The sequence below is a fragment of the Celeribacter baekdonensis genome, from assembly GCF_003047105.1.
Taxonomy (GTDB): Bacteria; Pseudomonadota; Alphaproteobacteria; order Rhodobacterales; family Rhodobacteraceae; genus Celeribacter; species Celeribacter baekdonensis_B.
Map to the genome: position 1 here is coordinate 772,004 of NZ_CP028475.1, position 15,405 is coordinate 787,408.

The 15,405-nt window shown below is 57.9% G+C and carries 16 protein-coding genes; 4 read left to right on the forward strand and 12 right to left on the reverse strand.

The features are described from left to right. Positions 1-76: 76 nt before the first annotated feature. Entirely contained in the window at positions 77-1,234 is a 1,158-nt protein-coding gene (gene rnd / locus DA792_RS07255; RefSeq protein ID WP_107719368.1) for a ribonuclease D, read from the forward strand. 40 nt (positions 1,235-1,274) lie between these two features. Here the strand turns inward: rnd and DA792_RS07260 are convergent, their stop codons facing one another. The 3 genes from DA792_RS07260 to mazG all read right to left on the reverse strand — a co-directional run bounded on the left by DA792_RS07260 (position 1,275) and on the right by mazG (position 4,060). Further along, the gene (locus tag DA792_RS07260) at positions 1,275-1,769 is read right to left on the reverse strand and encodes a GNAT family N-acetyltransferase (protein ID WP_107719369.1); all 495 of its coding nucleotides are present in this window, start codon (positions 1,767-1,769) and stop codon (positions 1,275-1,277) included. A gap of 355 nt (positions 1,770-2,124) precedes the next feature. Further along, complete coding sequence (locus DA792_RS07265) at positions 2,125-3,138, reverse strand: Fe(3+) ABC transporter substrate-binding protein (RefSeq protein ID WP_107722600.1); 1,014 nt, start codon at positions 3,136-3,138, stop codon at positions 2,125-2,127. A 91-nt stretch (positions 3,139-3,229) separates the two neighbouring features. Continuing rightward, on the reverse strand, positions 3,230-4,060 hold the full coding sequence (gene mazG / locus DA792_RS07270; protein WP_107719370.1) for a nucleoside triphosphate pyrophosphohydrolase: 831 nt from the start codon (positions 4,058-4,060) through the stop codon (positions 3,230-3,232). 186 nt (positions 4,061-4,246) lie between these two features. On the opposite strand from mazG, the gene cysS reads away from it, so the two are divergent. The 3 genes from cysS to DA792_RS07285 all read left to right on the forward strand — a co-directional run bounded on the left by cysS (position 4,247) and on the right by DA792_RS07285 (position 8,246). Next, the gene (gene cysS, locus DA792_RS07275; RefSeq protein ID WP_107719371.1) at positions 4,247-5,698 is read left to right on the forward strand and encodes a cysteine--tRNA ligase; all 1,452 of its coding nucleotides are present in this window, start codon (positions 4,247-4,249) and stop codon (positions 5,696-5,698) included. 120 nt (positions 5,699-5,818) lie between these two features. Then, positions 5,819-7,456, forward strand: coding sequence for a citramalate synthase (gene cimA, locus DA792_RS07280; protein ID WP_107719372.1), 1,638 nt, complete (start codon positions 5,819-5,821; stop codon positions 7,454-7,456). 10 nt (positions 7,457-7,466) lie between these two features. Beyond that, positions 7,467-8,246, forward strand: coding sequence for a squalene/phytoene synthase family protein (locus tag DA792_RS07285; RefSeq protein WP_107719373.1), 780 nt, complete (start codon positions 7,467-7,469; stop codon positions 8,244-8,246). On the opposite strand, the gene DA792_RS07290 is transcribed toward DA792_RS07285, so the two are convergent. The 9 genes from DA792_RS07290 to chrA all read right to left on the reverse strand — a co-directional run bounded on the left by DA792_RS07290 (position 8,243) and on the right by chrA (position 15,349). Continuing rightward, on the reverse strand, positions 8,243-8,467 hold the full coding sequence (locus DA792_RS07290) for a ribbon-helix-helix domain-containing protein (protein WP_009571198.1): 225 nt from the start codon (positions 8,465-8,467) through the stop codon (positions 8,243-8,245). The two genes, DA792_RS07285 and DA792_RS07290, sit on opposite strands and share 4 nt — an antisense overlap. Further along, positions 8,464-8,652 carry a DUF4169 family protein gene (locus DA792_RS07295; RefSeq protein ID WP_107719374.1) on the reverse strand — a complete coding sequence of 63 codons (189 nt, stop codon included), beginning with the start codon at positions 8,650-8,652 and terminating at the stop codon, positions 8,464-8,466. The genes DA792_RS07290 and DA792_RS07295 overlap by 4 nt, the downstream gene beginning before the upstream one ends. Before the next feature lie 102 nt (positions 8,653-8,754). After that, entirely contained in the window at positions 8,755-9,573 is an 819-nt protein-coding gene (locus tag DA792_RS07300; RefSeq protein WP_107719375.1) for an outer membrane protein, read from the reverse strand. A 108-nt stretch (positions 9,574-9,681) separates the two neighbouring features. Beyond that, positions 9,682-10,455, reverse strand: a complete 774-nt coding sequence (locus DA792_RS07305) for a hypothetical protein (RefSeq protein WP_107719376.1) — start codon at positions 10,453-10,455, stop codon at positions 9,682-9,684. A gap of 356 nt (positions 10,456-10,811) precedes the next feature. Next, positions 10,812-11,123, reverse strand: coding sequence for a hypothetical protein (locus tag DA792_RS07310; RefSeq protein WP_217621089.1), 312 nt, complete (start codon positions 11,121-11,123; stop codon positions 10,812-10,814). A gap of 117 nt (positions 11,124-11,240) precedes the next feature. Then, the gene (gene fumC, locus DA792_RS07315; RefSeq protein ID WP_107722602.1) at positions 11,241-12,635 is read right to left on the reverse strand and encodes a class II fumarate hydratase; all 1,395 of its coding nucleotides are present in this window, start codon (positions 12,633-12,635) and stop codon (positions 11,241-11,243) included. A 144-nt stretch (positions 12,636-12,779) separates the two neighbouring features. Then, positions 12,780-13,337, reverse strand: a complete 558-nt coding sequence (locus tag DA792_RS07320; protein ID WP_107719377.1) for a class I SAM-dependent methyltransferase — start codon at positions 13,335-13,337, stop codon at positions 12,780-12,782. A gap of 167 nt (positions 13,338-13,504) precedes the next feature. Continuing rightward, positions 13,505-14,008, reverse strand: coding sequence for an SspB family protein (locus tag DA792_RS07325; RefSeq protein WP_107719378.1), 504 nt, complete (start codon positions 14,006-14,008; stop codon positions 13,505-13,507). A gap of 66 nt (positions 14,009-14,074) precedes the next feature. Next, the gene (gene chrA, locus DA792_RS07330; RefSeq protein WP_107719379.1) at positions 14,075-15,349 is read right to left on the reverse strand and encodes a chromate efflux transporter; all 1,275 of its coding nucleotides are present in this window, start codon (positions 15,347-15,349) and stop codon (positions 14,075-14,077) included. Positions 15,350-15,405: the final 56 nt, after the last annotated feature.

A 15,405-nucleotide genomic window follows, 5' to 3' on the forward strand; every position in this document is an offset into this window, starting at 1 on the left:
TTTCTTTTCGCCCGCAAACCCCGTATCACGGTCCAATCGGCGGGATGACCCCGCGCCGCTCAAAAAAGAAGTCTAGATGATCACACTCACAACGACCGAGGGCCTTCAGGCCTTCTGCGACCGCGCCAAAAAGCAAGCCTATGTCACGGTCGACACCGAATTCCTGCGCGAACGGACCTATTATTCCAAGCTCTGCCTCGTTCAGCTCGCCATTCCGGGCGATGCCGAAGAAGATGCGGTTTTGTTGGACCCGTTGGTTAAGGGCCTCGATCTTGCGCCGCTCTATGAGCTGTTTCGCGACACCAATGTCGTCAAAGTGTTTCATGCGGCGCGTCAGGATCTTGAGATTTTCTTCATCCAAGGCGGCGTGATCCCCGATCCGCTGTTCGACACGCAAGTCGCGGCCATGGTCTGTGGCTTTGGCGAGCAGGTTGGCTACGAGACCTTGGTGCGCAAAATTGCCAAGGAAAACTTGGACAAGACCTCGCGCTTTACCGATTGGTCGCGCCGTCCGTTGACCACGGCACAGGAAAACTATGCGCTGGCCGATGTGACCCATCTGCGCGTGATTTACGAATTCCTGCGCGATGAGATCAAACGCGAAGGTCGGGAGCGATGGGTGGCCGAGGAGCTCGAAATCCTCACCTCGCCCGCGACCTATGTGGTGGAGCCGGAGGAGGCGTGGAAACGGGTCAAAACCCGCACCAGCTCGGGCAAATTCTTGGCCGCGGTCAAAGAACTTGCTGCCTTTCGCGAGATTTATTCGCAAAGCCGCGACATCCCACGCAACCGCGTGTATAAAGATGATGCTTTGTTGGAATTGGCCTCGACCAAACCGACCTCGCTACAAGACCTGTCGCGTTCACGGCTTTTGCTGCGTGAAGCGCGCAAGGGCGAGATCGCCGACGGCATTCTGCAAGCCATTGAAAAGGCATCCAAATACACTGCCGCCGAAATGCCAAAACTGGACATGAGCAATGATAAGTTGCAGGTCAATCCGGCTTTGGCCGACATGTTGCGGGTGCTGCTTAAGGCGAAATCCGACACCTATAATGTCGCGGCCAAAATGATCGCTTCCGCGTCCGATCTGGATATGATCGCCGCCGGAAAACGCGACCTTCATGCGCTGAAAGGCTGGCGCTCCGAGGTGTTTGGCGTGGATGCGCTGCGCCTGTGCAAAGGCGAGATCGGCCTTGCCGTCAAAGGTCAGCGCGTGGATGTGATCGAACTGTAAAGGATCGGGCTGAGGGGCCTCGCGCGCCTCAGCCCATTCTTTAGCTTAAAGCCATTACAAAGCGTGGGCCTCTGGGGGCCAAAGGTGCGAATCCACAGGCCAAATAGGCCGCTTGTGCCGGTTTGTTTTCCGCATGGGTGCCGACCGTCAGTTGCACACAGTCCAGATTTCGCGCGGTTTCCCGCGCCGCCTCGATCAGGGCGCGACCAATGCCCATGCCGCGTTGAGCGTCATCGACGTAGAGATGGTGTAAATCCATGGTGCGCAGGCCAAATTGCAACTGAAGCCCACCGACAAGCGCGGCATAGCCGACGATGTTCCCGTGATTTTCCGCCACCAAAATCCGTGCCCAAGGCGAGGGCGCATAAATCAGGTCGATCAACGAGGCTTCATCAAGGCTCATGCGGTCGCCATTGTGGCGTGTCAAGGCGTCGATCATTTGCAAGACGCGCGCAGAATCGTCCCGTTCCATCGGACGGATGGACAGGGGCACATGCGTCAAATGAGAGGCTGAGGCGAGGCGGGGTTTGGTCATCTCTTGGGTCTCCTGATTACGCGCCACAGGACACCAAGAAAGGTAAAGCCGCCCTATGGCGGCCGTGAAATTTACATGACAAATGGCCGCTTCCTATGTGGAGCGGCGATAATACGAGGTCATGGCGCATGTTTGTGTCATGGGGCAGAGTGTGCGAGAGGCGGCGCGGCCTGTCAATCTGAAAACGTGGCATGAGGTACTCTGAGGCCCTTAGGGGGCTCGCTGTGAAAGGAGCGTCTCAATGGTTTGGATTTGATCAAACATCAAGGCCTGATTGTATGAAATCGCGAAAAAACCCGCCTCTTTTTAACGATTTGAGGCGGGTCTTCGCTGATTTGGGCTGTTGTTTCGGGGCTTAGCCGTCGTAATCGACCTCTTCGGTCAATTTCAATGCTTCACCGCGCTCGTTGGCGATGGCCATCAGGCTAAGGTTGTCGGGCGTCAAATCACCCCAGCTTGCGACCAGGGCCGAGGGCTTTGTGCCCGGCACAACCGGGTATTCCGAATTGGCTTCTGCGTAGATTTCCTGCGCTTCTTTGGAGGTCAAAAATTCAATGAATTGAGTGGCCTCAGCGATGTTCTTCGAGGCTTTTGTCAGCGCCACGCCGGAGATATTCACATGGGTGCCGCCGCCCTCGACGTCAAATTTCGCGAAATCTAGACGTACCGAGTCGGCCCAGACCTTTTGCTCCGGGTCAGCCAACATTTCGCCCATGTAATAGGTGTTGCCCAAGGAAATATCGCATTCCCCGGCCCAAATCGCCTTGACCTGTGCGCGGTCATTGCCTTGGGGTTTGCGGGCAAGGTTGTCTTTAAGGCCTTGAAGCCATTGCTTTGTTTCTTCTTCACCGTGGTGAGCGAGGTAGGCGGAGGTGAGGCCGATCATGTAGGTGTGCATGCCAGAGCGGGTGCAAATCCGGCCTTTCCATTTCGGGTCCGCGAGGTCTTCGTAGGTGGTCACTTCGCCGGGGGCCACGCGCTCTTTCGAGGCATAGACAATCCGTGCGCGTGTGGTCACGCCCCACCAATTGCCCTCGGGGTCGTGGTAGGCGGCGGGGATGTTGTTTTCAAGTGTCTCGGTCATCAATGGCTGGGTCACGCCCGCATCGACGGCCTCGGAAATGCGTGCAATATCAACGGTTAGGATCACATCCGCGGGGGATCGGTCACCCTCTGCCTTGAGCCGTTCGACCAAGCCTTTTTCGAGGAAAGCGACGTTGACTTTGATGCCGGTTTCTTTGGTGAACGCCTCGGTCAGCGGCGCGATCAATTCGGGCTGACGGTAGGAATAGACGTTCACATCGGCGCTTGCTGCCGTGGCGGCCAGCGTCAAGGCGGTGGTCAGGGCGAGGTTGGGTTTAAAAGACATCAGACTCTCCAAGGCTTCATTTGCGCCGCTTAAACCCGACAAAAATGCTTTGGTCAATAGGTGATTGATTTACTCAGGAAAAGTCACAGCACTATTTTCCGGCTTTCTCGCTCGCTTTTACCGCATCCCAAAGGGCATCCATTTCCGCCAAATCACTGTCCTGCGGGGATGTACCTTTGGTTGAAAGGGCGTCTTCTACCGCATTGAAACGGCGTGTAAATTTCGCATTGCACCCACGCAGGGCCTCTTCGGCGTCAACGCCCAAATGGCGGCCTAGATTGACCACAACGAAAAGCAAATCGCCGAATTCCTCGACCACATCGGCTTGGGTTTTCGTGTCGCGCGCCTCGACCAATTCCGCAGATTCCTCAACGATTTTGTCGATCACATGCGACACATCCGGCCAATCAAATCCGACACGCGCCGCACGTTTTTGCAATTTTTGCGCCCGCATCAACGCAGGCAATCCCATCGCCACCCCGTCCAAGACCCGTGTTTCGCCACGCCGATCGCGCTCGGCGGCCTTTTCACGTTCCCAATCAAGGGTTTGTTGTTCTGGGCTTTTTTGATTGCTCTCATCGCCAAAGACATGCGGATGGCGTGAAATCATCTTGTCCGAGATCGCTTTGGCAACATCGTGAAAGTCAAAAAGCCCTTTGTCCGCCGCGATTTGCGCCTGAAACACCGATTGAAACAGCAAATCCCCAAGTTCCGATTTCAAATCCGCCATATCGCCACGGGTGATGGCGTCATCGACCTCATAGGCTTCTTCGATTGTGTAGGGCGAAATCGTCGCGAAATCCTGTTCAATATCCCAAGGGCAACCGCCCTGTGGATCACGCAGGCGCTTCATGATTTCCAAAAGCTGTTCGATGCCCTCGGGCACCGCGTGGATCGGGTCGGAATTGGGGGGCTGTGTCATGGTGCTAAGGTGACGCGGCAAAAGGGGCTTTGCAAGGCCAAAGCCGCTGGCTATAAGAGCGCATGACCAATATTTGCACCATCATTATTTGCTGCATTATCTGCTAACGAAAGTTACGCGGGGTCGGTCTCTTTTCTCTCAAAAAGTAAGCTGATAAGCCCGCGGGGATGGCCCTGAGGAGCGCTTATGACCGTGATCAAGCTGACCAACACGAAAACCCGCAAAAAAGAGGTTTTCACGCCGATTGATGCCGACAATGTGCGGATGTATGTCTGTGGGCCGACGGTTTATGACCGCGCTCATATTGGCAATGCGCGGCCTGTGATCGTGTTCGATGTGCTCTATCGGCTGTTGCGCCATGTTTACGGCGCCGATCATGTCACCTATGTGCGCAACTTCACCGACGTGGATGACAAGATCAACGCACGGGCCGAGGCGAGCGGTCGCTCGATCCGCGAGATCACCGACGAGACGACGCAGTGGTATCTTGATGATATGCGCGCCGTTGGGGCGATGGACCCAAATGAGATGCCGCGGGCGACCGAGTATATCCCGCAGATGATCGCGATGATCGAGACGCTGATCGCAAAGGGCCACGCCTATTCGGACGGGGCGGGGCATGTGCTGTTCTCGGTCAACTCCTATGAGAAATACGGCGCTTTGTCGGGCCGGTCTGTCGATGACATGATTGCCGGTGCGCGTGTCGAAGTGGCGGATAACAAACGCGATCCGATGGATTTTGTCCTATGGAAGCCGTCCTCAGAGGATCAACCGGGATGGGACAGCCCTTGGGGGTATGGTCGTCCGGGGTGGCACATCGAATGTTCCGCTATGTCTTATGATCTCTTGGGCGAGAGTTTTGACATCCACGGCGGCGGCAATGATTTGATGTTCCCGCATCACGAAAACGAAATTGCCCAAAGCTGCTGCGCCCATGGTCACGAGCATGATGGGGCAGGGTTCGCGACCTACTGGCTGCACAACGAAATGTTGCAGGTCGAGGGCAAGAAAATGTCCAAATCCTTGGGCAATTTCTTCACCGTGCGGGATTTGTTGGATGGCCATGACGGAATGCCGGGGGTGCCGGGCGAAGTGATCCGGTTTGTGTTTTTAAGCACCCATTACCGTAAGCCGATGGATTGGACGGCGGAAAAGGCGGAGCAGGCGTGGGAGACATTGAAAAATTGGCGTAAAGGAACTTCAGGTGTTGTTCCATCCCAGCCATTAGAAACTATCGTCGATGCGCTAGCTGACGATCTAAATACGTCCAAAGCCCTTACCGAATTGATGAATCTGCATTCGCGTTTGGAACTGGCTTCCGTTGGCGGCACGAATTTTCTAGGGGAGTTCGAAAGTAGCGCCGAAATGGCAAGTGCATTCCTAGCTTCAGCAAATCTACTTGGCCTACTTACATCTGATTTAGGGGGATGGGAGGTTTCTTCAGTTGATCTTTCTTCGTATGCCGACGCCCTCTTCGCTCTCCGCGCCACCGCTATGGACACCAAAGACTTCTCCGCCGTGGACGCAATGAAAACCGCGCTCCTCAACGCAGGTGTCGAAGTGCGGATGTCGAAAACAGGTGTTGAGCTTGAACCCGGACCGAACTTTGATCCGTCCAAATTGGAGGGATTGCTGTGAGGTTTGTTCTAAACGTTGAGGGCTGCGCCTGCCTGGGTGGGCGCAAAATGCGCCTGCCGGGGGGCAGGCAGGCGCAGCCCGGCGGTTCCCGCCGAGCGAAACAGAAATGGGGGGGCTCTTATGACCGCGCCTCAAAAAGACCGCCTCTACCTCTTCGACACAACGCTCAGAGACGGCCAGCAAACCCAAGGCGTGCAATTTTCCACACCGGAAAAGCACATGATCGCGGAAGCGCTCGACCATCTTGGCGTTGATTATATCGAGGGCGGCTGGCCCGGTGCCAACCCGACCGACAGCGAATTTTTCGCCAATCCGCCCAAAACCCGCGCCACGTTTCTTGCCTTTGGCATGACCAAACGCGCCGGGCGATCGGCGGAGAATGATGAGGTGCTCGCGGGCGTGCTCAACGCGGGCACCAAAGCCGTCTGTCTGGTCGGCAAGACCCATGATTTTCACGTCACAACGGCGCTCGGCATCACGCTCGATGAAAACGTTGACAACATCGCCAAATCCTTTGCCCATCTGGTGAAAGAGGGCCGTGAGGCGCTGTTTGACGCCGAACATTTCTTTGATGGCTTTAAGGCCAATCCCGACTATGCGCTGACCTGTCTCAAGGCCGCCTATGACAATGGCGCGCGCTGGATCGTGCTTTGTGACACCAACGGTGGCACGTTGCCGGGTGAGGTCTATCGGATCACGTTGAAGGTCATCGAATCCGGCATTCCCGGCACCCATTTGGGCATCCACACCCATGATGACACCGGCAATGCGGTGGCCAATTCTTTGGCGGCGGTCAATGCCGGGGCGCGTCAGGTGCAGGGCACGTTGAATGGTCTGGGCGAACGCTGCGGCAATGCCAATCTGACCACGTTGATTCCGACATTTTTGCTGAAAGAACCGTATAGGTCGACGCTCGACACCGGGGTGTCTGAGGCCGCGCTGAGTGATCTGGTCAAGGTGTCGCGCATGCTCGACGACATCCTCAACCGGGTGCCTTTGCGCAGCTCGCCCTATGTGGGCGCCTCTGCCTTTGCCCACAAAGCGGGTCTTCACGCCTCTGCCATTCTCAAAGACCCAACCACCTATGAACACATCCCGCCGGAGACCGTGGGCAATGCCCGGATCGTGCCGATGTCCAATCAGGCGGGGCAATCCAACCTGCGCTCGCGCTTGGCAGATATGGGACTGGATGTGTCGGAAAAGGCCGATCTGGGGCGGATTTTGGACCGGATCAAAGAGCGCGAGTCGGAAGGGTATTCTTATGACACCGCGCAGGCCTCGTTTGAATTGGAAGCGCGGCGCGAATTGGGTCTGATGCCTGCGTTTTTTGAGGTCGAGCGCTACCGCGCCACGGTCGAACGTCGCAAGGACGCCAAAGGCCGGGTCATCCACCTGTCCGAGGTCACGGTGGTGGTCAATATCGCGGGCGAGCGGCATTTGTCGGTGTCTGAGGGCATCATGGCGGATGGCTCCGACGGCGGCCCGGTCAACGCGCTCTCGAAAGCCCTGGTTAAGGATTTAGGACCGTATTCAGACTTGATTTCCGACATGGAACTGGTTGATTTTAAAGTCAGAATTACCAATGGCGGCACAGAGGCACGCACCCGCGTGATCATTGATCACGAGGACACATTGGGGCGGCGTTGGTCGACGGTCGGCGTGTCGTCGAACATCATCGACGCGTCTTTTGAGGCGCTTTTGGATGCGGTGCTGTGGAAATTGACGCGCGATGGCGCGCAGGCGCTCGGCGCAGAATGAGAGCGAAATAATGTCCGTACAAGCCTGCGCTGAGATCGTCCAAAAGGGCGACGAAGACCGGTTCCGCGCCACCATGGCCGCGCCTGTGGCCGCGCGCGAGGTGTTGTTTCCGATCCATGCCTTTTGTCTGGAGGTCGCGAAAGCGCCCTGGGTGACGAAAGAAAGCATGATCGCGGAGATGCGCCTGCAATTTTGGCGTGACGTGTTGACCGAGAAAACCGAAGGCAAAGCTCCGCGCGCCCATGAGGTGGCCGCGCCTTTGGCCGCCGTGTTGGACGTGGCGTCCGCTGAGGCGCTGGACGCCACGGTGACGGCGCGGCAATGGGATATTTACCGCGATCCGCATGAAGACGCGGCGGCGTTGTACCGTTATCTCCACGCGACCTACACGATCCCGCTGCATATTGCGGCGCGGCTTTTGGGGGCGCCGGATGCGGTCTCAAAGCCGCTCAACAGTCTGGGTCAGGGCGGGGCTTTGGCACGGTATTTCATGGCGATCCCGGCGCTTGTTGACGCGGGCCGGGTGCCGTTGCTCGATGGTCGGCCAGAGGCGGTGGCGACATTGGCAAAAGCCACGTTGGAACAGGCCCGTTGGGGCGCGCAGCAGTTGAGCAAGCTCAGCAAATCCGCACGCGCGCCAATGATCGACGCGGTGATGATGTTGCCGATCCTGCGGCAAGCGGCAAAAGACCCAAGCGCGGTTTTGGACGGCCGTCTGAAACAGGGGCCCGCGCGCAAATCCCTGCGCTTGGCACTGGCGTCTCAGTCGCCGACATGGGGCTTGTTCTAAAGCAGTTTTTTCTGAGTGTAATCCAAGACATAGACCCGGATCGCGGAGGCCAGACCACTGTCCACGCCGCGGGTTTCATCAATCTCGGCGGCCAGCACATTGATCGGTAGATCGCGCTCTTTGGCAATGGCGCGAAAGGCGCGCCAAAACGCGTCTTCGAGCGAGACAGAGGTGCGGTGACCGTGCAGCGTCAACGAGCGCTTGACCGGACGCGCGCTCATCTGTCGTCTTTCTTATGAGCGTCCAAAACGGCCTTGGCTTTGGCGGCTTGCGCCTGTTCCAGCGTCTTTTGCGCCTTGCTGCGACCGAATTTGACCGCATTTTCATCGGCCAATGCACGCTTGTCCGCGCGGGCCTTGGCCTTGCGAAACTGATTGAGATTGGTGACGGTGTGATCGGTGCTCATGGCGGCAATCTATCCCATACGCGGGCCAGCGCCAAGATGCGATGCGAAAGCCCCGTCCAGCGCGATGGAGAGACGGGGCTCATGTCTTGAGCTGAGATCGGTTTACATGCGTTGGAGTGGCACGCGCACGCCAATGCTCACAACCTGATTTTCGACGTCGAATTTCAGCGGGGTGACCGGGGATTCGCCGCCATCAATCGGGGTGCTGCCACCTTGGGCCGTGCCGAAATTATAGTAGCGATAGCTGGCCTCCAGGATGACGGGCCATTGGCCGGGTCTGGTGAGCTGCCAACTGGCACCAAAGCCTACGGAATAGGCAAGGCTGGTCGAACTGTCGCCCTCAAAGCTGCGATTGACCCCGGTCACCAGGCTGTCATTGGTCCGGGTCCAGTCGCCAACTTTGTTGTTGGCAAGACCAAGGCCGACCACGACAAAGGGGTTGAAGGTGGTGTTTTTGCCAGCCGCCTCAAGCGGCGAATAATAGAGACTGCCCATCAAGGCGTTGGTGTTCAGCGAGGCCGAGGTGATGTCGGCGTGACTGGCGCAATCCGACCCATCGGATGCCGAGGCGCAGGGGCCAGTGACGTTCATCGACTCGGAAAAGGCCACGCCCAGATCGAAACGATAGCCATTCATCCAATCAAAGCCTATTGCCACAGCACCAAAGCCGCCATCTTGGCCGCTTAGGTCAAAATTGACTTGCGGATCAGTCGGGTAGCCATGGGGTTGCCACGATCCATCGGTGATATCCGTGGTGGCCATGCCCAATTCGGCACGCAGATAGGGGCCGTAGGTGACACTGGCAAGGCCTGCACCGGGCAGGTTGTCGGGGGCCGCGGCCAGAGGCGCGGAAAGCATGGCGAGCACCGTCACACTCAAAGCGAGCGGTGCAAGGCGGGAGATGTGCGCGGACGGTTTCATAGGGGCTCCGTTTGTTTTTATCTGTACTCTGAGGGGCAAAAGCCACTGGTGCGGGAGGCCCCAGTGGGGCCTCGCCTTAGCGCTGTGTGGAGATAAAACGGGCAGGGCTTAACCGTGTCCTGCCAGTACCGCGATGCGAATGGCCTCGGCATCGGCCGCAAGGGCGGCGGCCTCGGCCGCACTCATCGGCACGCCGAGAATGGTCGTGACAGCGATCACCGTATCCGTCGAAATCGGGACAGTTTTATCGGAGGCGATCCCCAAAAGCGCGGCCAAAATCGTATTGATATCGTTGCTCACGCCGCTGGCGGCCAAGGGAGCTTGCCCTTCGAGATAGGCCTGAAACAAGGCCAGACTTTGCAGCGGGCTGTCGATGATCACAGTGTCATCCCAGTTGAGGGACAGCTCGGTGATCATGTCTTCGAGGCTCAGATTGTAGAATTCAACCGCGTCGCCCGACAATTCGGCAAGCGCTTCGGTGAGCGCCCGATCCAACACATGTTCGGGGGAACGGGCGACATTCAGACGGCCAATTTCAACCTCTGGGATGCCTTCGTCGGCCCAAACCGGCCCACCAGCCCCTGCGTTGGAACTGTCTTGATTGGCACGCGGACCTGAACCATCAGATGCGTCGCCCGGCCCACCTTGGCCAGACCCCTGTGCTCCGGTGGATTGGCCACCATGACCTTCTTCACCGCCGCTACCAGAGCCAGCGTTTGGGCCTTTTTGCCCCCCGTCGCCCTCGTCTTCGGCGGCATAAGCAGGTGTCACAACATCTACACTCATTACATAGGCCGTGGTTCCAACCAAAGCCGCACTCAATGCCAAAACAGACAATGCACTCATAAGTTTCGATTTTTTGGATGTGGCAAAGTATGTCATGATGTCCTCCCCCTGTCACATTATGTCCAATGGCTTTGGGGCGCGAAGTCTGCCCTTGCCGTGTTGGACGATGTCATCATTATAGATCACAGGCGGAAAATTACCTTGATGCGGGTCAAGGCGAAACAATACGTTCATTTAAATATTGTTATTCTTGCATGCTATGACTTTTTCGCATCACCTATGCGAAAATAACATATCTAAACGGGTCTCTCGTAAAATGCGCACAGCGTTGGGGGAGGGGCGTCCCTCAGGAAAACACTGTCACTGGGGCGCGCCCCCCCGCGTTACGAAACGGCTGGTGTGGATGTCGGGGGCGGTTGAGCACCGAGGATCATCTCCGTGGCGCGCTGGGATCAGTTTTGGATCGGGCCTTCTGGTCGATAGTGATCCATCACAGCATCTAACCTGTCGTTGGTGATCGCTGCATTCTCGCGTTGCAAACAGGGCAAAAGGATCGCCTTGTTGTCGTGCTGGCGCGCAGCAGTGGGTGCGTGATCGACGTCCGGGGCAACGTTCATGAAACAGGTGACGAACACCTGTTCTGGAATGCCCAAATCAGCAGCGATCAAATCCGTTGGACGGTTTGGATCTGCGCGTTTCAAATCCTGAGCCTGGAGCTGTGTGGCGCACAGCATGGCAAGGGCGAGCGTTGTGAGACGTATCATATTTGACCTCCTGTCGGTGAGGTCAATACGTGGGGCCTTCGGGGTTCCGTCGCCGTGACAGGCAAAAAGGGCGACCAGAGGCCGCCCTTTGTCACAGTCCTTTGGTGAGGAGAGGGGTTAGTCTTTCGGGCCGATCATCTGTTCCGGGCGGACCACGGCGTCAAAGGTGGCCTCATCGACAAAGCCCAAAGCGATGGCTTCTTCTTTCAATGTGGTGCCATTTTTATGCGCGGTTTTGGCAACTTTGGTGGCGTTGTCATAGCCGATGGTCGGGGCCAAAGCGGTGACCAACATCAAGCTCTCATGCAAGAGTTTCTCGATGCGCGGTTCGTTGGCTTCGATGCCCACCACCATGTTGTCGGTAAAGGCGGAGGCGCTGTCACCCAAAAGCTGCATGGATTGCAAGACGTTATAGGACATCATCGGGTTGTAGACGTTGAGCTCGAAATGACCTTGGCTGCCAGCAAAGCCCACTGCGGCGTCATTGCCCATGACATGGGCGCAGACCATGGTCAGCGCTTCGGCTTGGGTCGGGTTGACCTTGCCCGGCATAATCGAAGACCCCGGCTCGTTTTCTGGCAGGATCAATTCGCCCAAACCACAGCGCGGGCCGGATCCCAAAAGGCGGATGTCGTTGGCGATTTTGAACAGCGAGGCGGCGACGGTTTTGAGCGCACCTGAGAACATCACCATGGCGTCATGGGCCGCGAGCGCTTCGAATTTGTTCGGCGCGGTCACGAAGGGCAGGCCAGTGATCTCGGCCATGTTTTTCGCCACAGCTTCGGCCCAGCCTTTTTGGGTGTTGAGCCCGGTGCCCACGGCGGTGCCGCCCTGTGCCAGCTCATAAATCGCGGGCAGGCACATCTCGACGCGCTTGATGCCCATGCGGACCTGATGCGCATAGCCAGAGAATTCCTGACCCAATGTCAGCGGGGTGGCGTCCTGAGTATGGGTGCGACCGATTTTGATGATGTCTTTAAAGGCGTCGGCTTTGACGTCAAGCGCTTCGGCCAATTTGGTCAGACCCGGCAGCAACACATCACGCGCCTGCATGCCGATGCCGACATGCATCGCGGTCGGGAATGTATCATTCGAAGACTGACCCATGTTGCAATGATCGTTCGGGTGAACCGGCTTTTTCGACCCCATTTCGCCGCCGAGCATCTCAATCGCACGGTTCGAGATCACTTCGTTGGCGTTCATGTTGGACTGGGTGCCGGACCCGGTTTGCCACACCACGAGCGGGAAGTTGTCGTCGAATTTGCCGTCGATCACCTCGGTCGCTGCGGCGACAATCGCATCGCCCAACTCTTTGGCCAGATTGCCTTGGGCCATGTTTTCCATCGCGCAGGCCTTTTTGACCACGCCCAGCGCGCGGATGATCGGCACCGGCTGACGTTCCCAACCGATCGGAAAGTTCAGGATCGAGCGCTGGGTTTGCGCGCCCCAATATTTGTCGGAAGGAACTTCGAGCGGGCCAAAGCTATCAGTTTCGGTGCGGGTGGTGGTCACGGGGGTGGACATGGGGGGATCTCCCTTGGTGCAATGCCAAATATTGCCTTGGCTATACGCGCTCAGGGGGGCTCATGCAATGTATACGGACGCATACATCTCCATGGTAGCGCTAAAAGATCGCCGGGGTGGCCGCCTGTGCGTCTAAATCGGCTGACGCGTGTATTCAAACACCCGCGCGGGCGGCAAATTGGCCCAGATCGTGCCCTTTTTGCGTGCGGTGATGCCATGTTGGCGCTGCATTGCCGGGTCAATCGGAGAGCTGAACGCATAGGTGAATTGGGTAAAGACGCCGCCCGGACGCAGGCAGGCAAAGACCGAGGCAAGGATGCCGTCCTGTAGCTCGGGGCGGTTGAGCAACGGCACGCCGGACAAAACCGCGCCGACATTGGCGGGCAGAACGTGATGGATTTCGGTGGCGGAGCGGTTGAGCACCTGAACACCGGGGAATTTGCGGCGCAGATCGTCGCAGAACCGGGCGTTCAGTTCAAACAGGGTGAGCCGCTCAGGGGCCACGCCGCGTTCCAAAATCGCGCGGGTGAACACGCCGGTGCCCGGCCCGATTTCAACGATAGGCCCCTCACTCTGCTCAAGCCCTGCCGCCATGACCCGCGCCATCGCCGAGGAGGAGGGCGCAATCGCGCGCACATCGTCAGGGTTGCGGATCATCTCTCCTAGGAAAACAGCAAAATCGCGCGGCATATCGGCTCTCCTCTGGCGTGACGCTGAGATAGCAGTGCCGATAGGCGCGTGATCTGACAAGGGGAGAGCTGTGCGTGTTACGCAAAATTCACGAAGCTGTTTCGTGGTCGTTAAATGAGGGCCAGTTAAAAGGGGCCTGTTAAAAAGGGGCCGCGCGGGCCCCTCTCTCATTTGCGAAACTTGTCGAGCGAGACGATTTCCGCCTCTTTCGGCCCATCCGCTGTGGCGTCTGATGTGTCGGTCTCTTCCTTGCGCTCAAAGCTTTTGACTTCGGCGTCATGCGGGATCTCGTCACCGTCCATCTCTTCGACATCGTAATCTTGGGTCTCAAAGCGCAGGCCGAATTCCACGGAGGGGTCCACAAAGGTGCGGATCGCGTCATAGGGAATGTACAAAGGCTCCGGGCTGTCTCCGAAATTCAATGTGATCGCCACGCCATCATCGGTGACGTCAAGATTGTCGAACCAATGCTGAATGACGATGGTCATTTCCTCGGGATAACGATCCGAGAGCCAATCGGCCAGTTCCACATCCGGGTGCATGGTGTCGAAGGTGATAAAGAAATGATGATCCCCCGGCAGGCCATCTTTGGCCACGCCGTCAAGCACCTTACGGATCAGACCACGCATCGCGTCATGCATGAGGTTCCCGTAGTCGATGGTTTTGGCCATCTGTGCATCCTTTCTGTGTCTCCTGTGGTGCAGCATACGAGATTCTGCGGCTAAGGAAAGAGGTCATCAAAGGACAATATGAAACGCGAGCCCCGCAAGTGCCACAAGGGCCAGCACTGTCATCAATCCGCGTTTGAGCGCAAAGAGCAAAACCGCCGCCAGTGCCATAAGGGCGAGGGCCTTGAGATCAAGGCTCTGCAGCATCGGTAGATCAAGGCGCACAGGACCGGCCTCTATCCGGGTGGTTTGGGCAAAGAGCACATGCAGGGTGAACCACCAAGACAGCGAGGCGATAACGCCCACCACGGCGGCGGTGATCGCCTTGAGCGCGCCGGAGAGCCGCGGGCGGGTGCTGATCCAGCCGATGTACGGTGCTCCGGCGAAAATCCAGAGAAAACAGGGCACAAAGGTGACCCAAAGCGTCAAAGCCGCGCCGATCACGCCGCCCCACAGGCCCAAAGGGGTGGCCGCCATATAGCCGACGAACTCGGTCACCAAAATCAGCGGTCCCGGCGTGGTTTCGGCCAGTCCCAAACCGTCAAGCATGGCCTCGGGCGTGAGCCAGCCTTGGGTGTTCACCACCTCTTGGCTCATATAGGCCAACACCGCATAGGCACCGCCAAAGGTCACCACGGCAAGGCGCGAGAAAAACAACCCGATCGCCAAAAGCCGCTCTTGGCCCGTGGCCCAAAGGGCAAGCAAGGGCGCGGCCCACAGCGCGCCCCATACGAGGAGCGTGCGGGGGAGATGGTGGGCTTTGGGTGCGGCGTGGGGTTGGACCTCTGCGGGGGCAGCGGTGAGCGCTCCGACGAGCGCGGCCGCAAAGACGATCACCGGGAACGGCACGGCAAACACCGCAATCATCACGAAAGACATCACCGCCAAAGCCCAACGATCCGGCCGCCCCAAAGCCTTTTTCCCCAAACGAAACAGGGCTTGCAGCACGATCAGGGTCACTGTGGCTTTGACGCCTAAAAACAGCGCTTCAGAGAGGGGCAGGTGGCCGAATTGGGCGTAAAGGGCGGCCAGCACCAACATGACCAACGCGCCGGGGAGGACAAAAAACAGTCCCGCGATGACGCCGCCGGGCACGCCGCGCAAACGCCAGCCGCAATAGGTGGCAAGCTGCATCGCTTCGGGACCGGGCAACATCATGCAAAAGGACAGCGCGCTGAGAAACCCGTCCTCGTCCATCCAATCGCGGCTTTCGACCACTTCGCGGTGCATCACTGCGATTTGTGCTGCTGGTCCGCCAAAGGACAATAGGCCAATGCGGGCGAAGGTTTTGAGAAAGTCGGGCAGGGGTGCCGGGGGCAAGGGTATCGGGGGCAGGGGCGTCATCTGAGCGCTCACGTTTGTCCGGGCCACATGTCCGGCGCGCCTTTGGTAAACGCCCC

What these genes read in the sequence shown, in the direction of transcription:
- DA792_RS07290 (WP_009571198.1), bottom strand. Translation starts at nt 8,467, where the DNA reads ATGAGCGCGCGTCCGGTCAAGCGCTCGTTGACGCTGCACGGTCACCGC.
- cysS (WP_107719371.1), top strand. Translation starts at nt 4,247, where the DNA reads ATGACCGTGATCAAGCTGACCAACACGAAAACCCGCAAAAAAGAGGTT.
- DA792_RS07320 (WP_107719377.1), bottom strand. Translation starts at nt 13,337, where the DNA reads ATGCCGCGCGATTTTGCTGTTTTCCTAGGAGAGATGATCCGCAACCCT.
- DA792_RS07305 (WP_107719376.1), bottom strand. Translation starts at nt 10,455, where the DNA reads ATGACATACTTTGCCACATCCAAAAAATCGAAACTTATGAGTGCATTG.
- rnd (WP_107719368.1), top strand. Translation starts at nt 77, where the DNA reads ATGATCACACTCACAACGACCGAGGGCCTTCAGGCCTTCTGCGACCGC.
- DA792_RS07310 (WP_217621089.1), bottom strand. Translation starts at nt 11,123, where the DNA reads ATGATACGTCTCACAACGCTCGCCCTTGCCATGCTGTGCGCCACACAG.
- DA792_RS07260 (WP_107719369.1), bottom strand. Translation starts at nt 1,769, where the DNA reads ATGACCAAACCCCGCCTCGCCTCAGCCTCTCATTTGACGCATGTGCCC.
- DA792_RS07285 (WP_107719373.1), top strand. Translation starts at nt 7,467, where the DNA reads ATGTCCGTACAAGCCTGCGCTGAGATCGTCCAAAAGGGCGACGAAGAC.
- chrA (WP_107719379.1), bottom strand. Translation starts at nt 15,349, where the DNA reads ATGACGCCCCTGCCCCCGATACCCTTGCCCCCGGCACCCCTGCCCGAC.
- DA792_RS07325 (WP_107719378.1), bottom strand. Translation starts at nt 14,008, where the DNA reads ATGGCCAAAACCATCGACTACGGGAACCTCATGCATGACGCGATGCGT.
- DA792_RS07265 (WP_107722600.1), bottom strand. Translation starts at nt 3,138, where the DNA reads ATGTCTTTTAAACCCAACCTCGCCCTGACCACCGCCTTGACGCTGGCC.
- DA792_RS07295 (WP_107719374.1), bottom strand. Translation starts at nt 8,652, where the DNA reads ATGAGCACCGATCACACCGTCACCAATCTCAATCAGTTTCGCAAGGCC.
- DA792_RS07300 (WP_107719375.1), bottom strand. Translation starts at nt 9,573, where the DNA reads ATGAAACCGTCCGCGCACATCTCCCGCCTTGCACCGCTCGCTTTGAGT.
- mazG (WP_107719370.1), bottom strand. Translation starts at nt 4,060, where the DNA reads ATGACACAGCCCCCCAATTCCGACCCGATCCACGCGGTGCCCGAGGGC.
- cimA (WP_107719372.1), top strand. Translation starts at nt 5,819, where the DNA reads ATGACCGCGCCTCAAAAAGACCGCCTCTACCTCTTCGACACAACGCTC.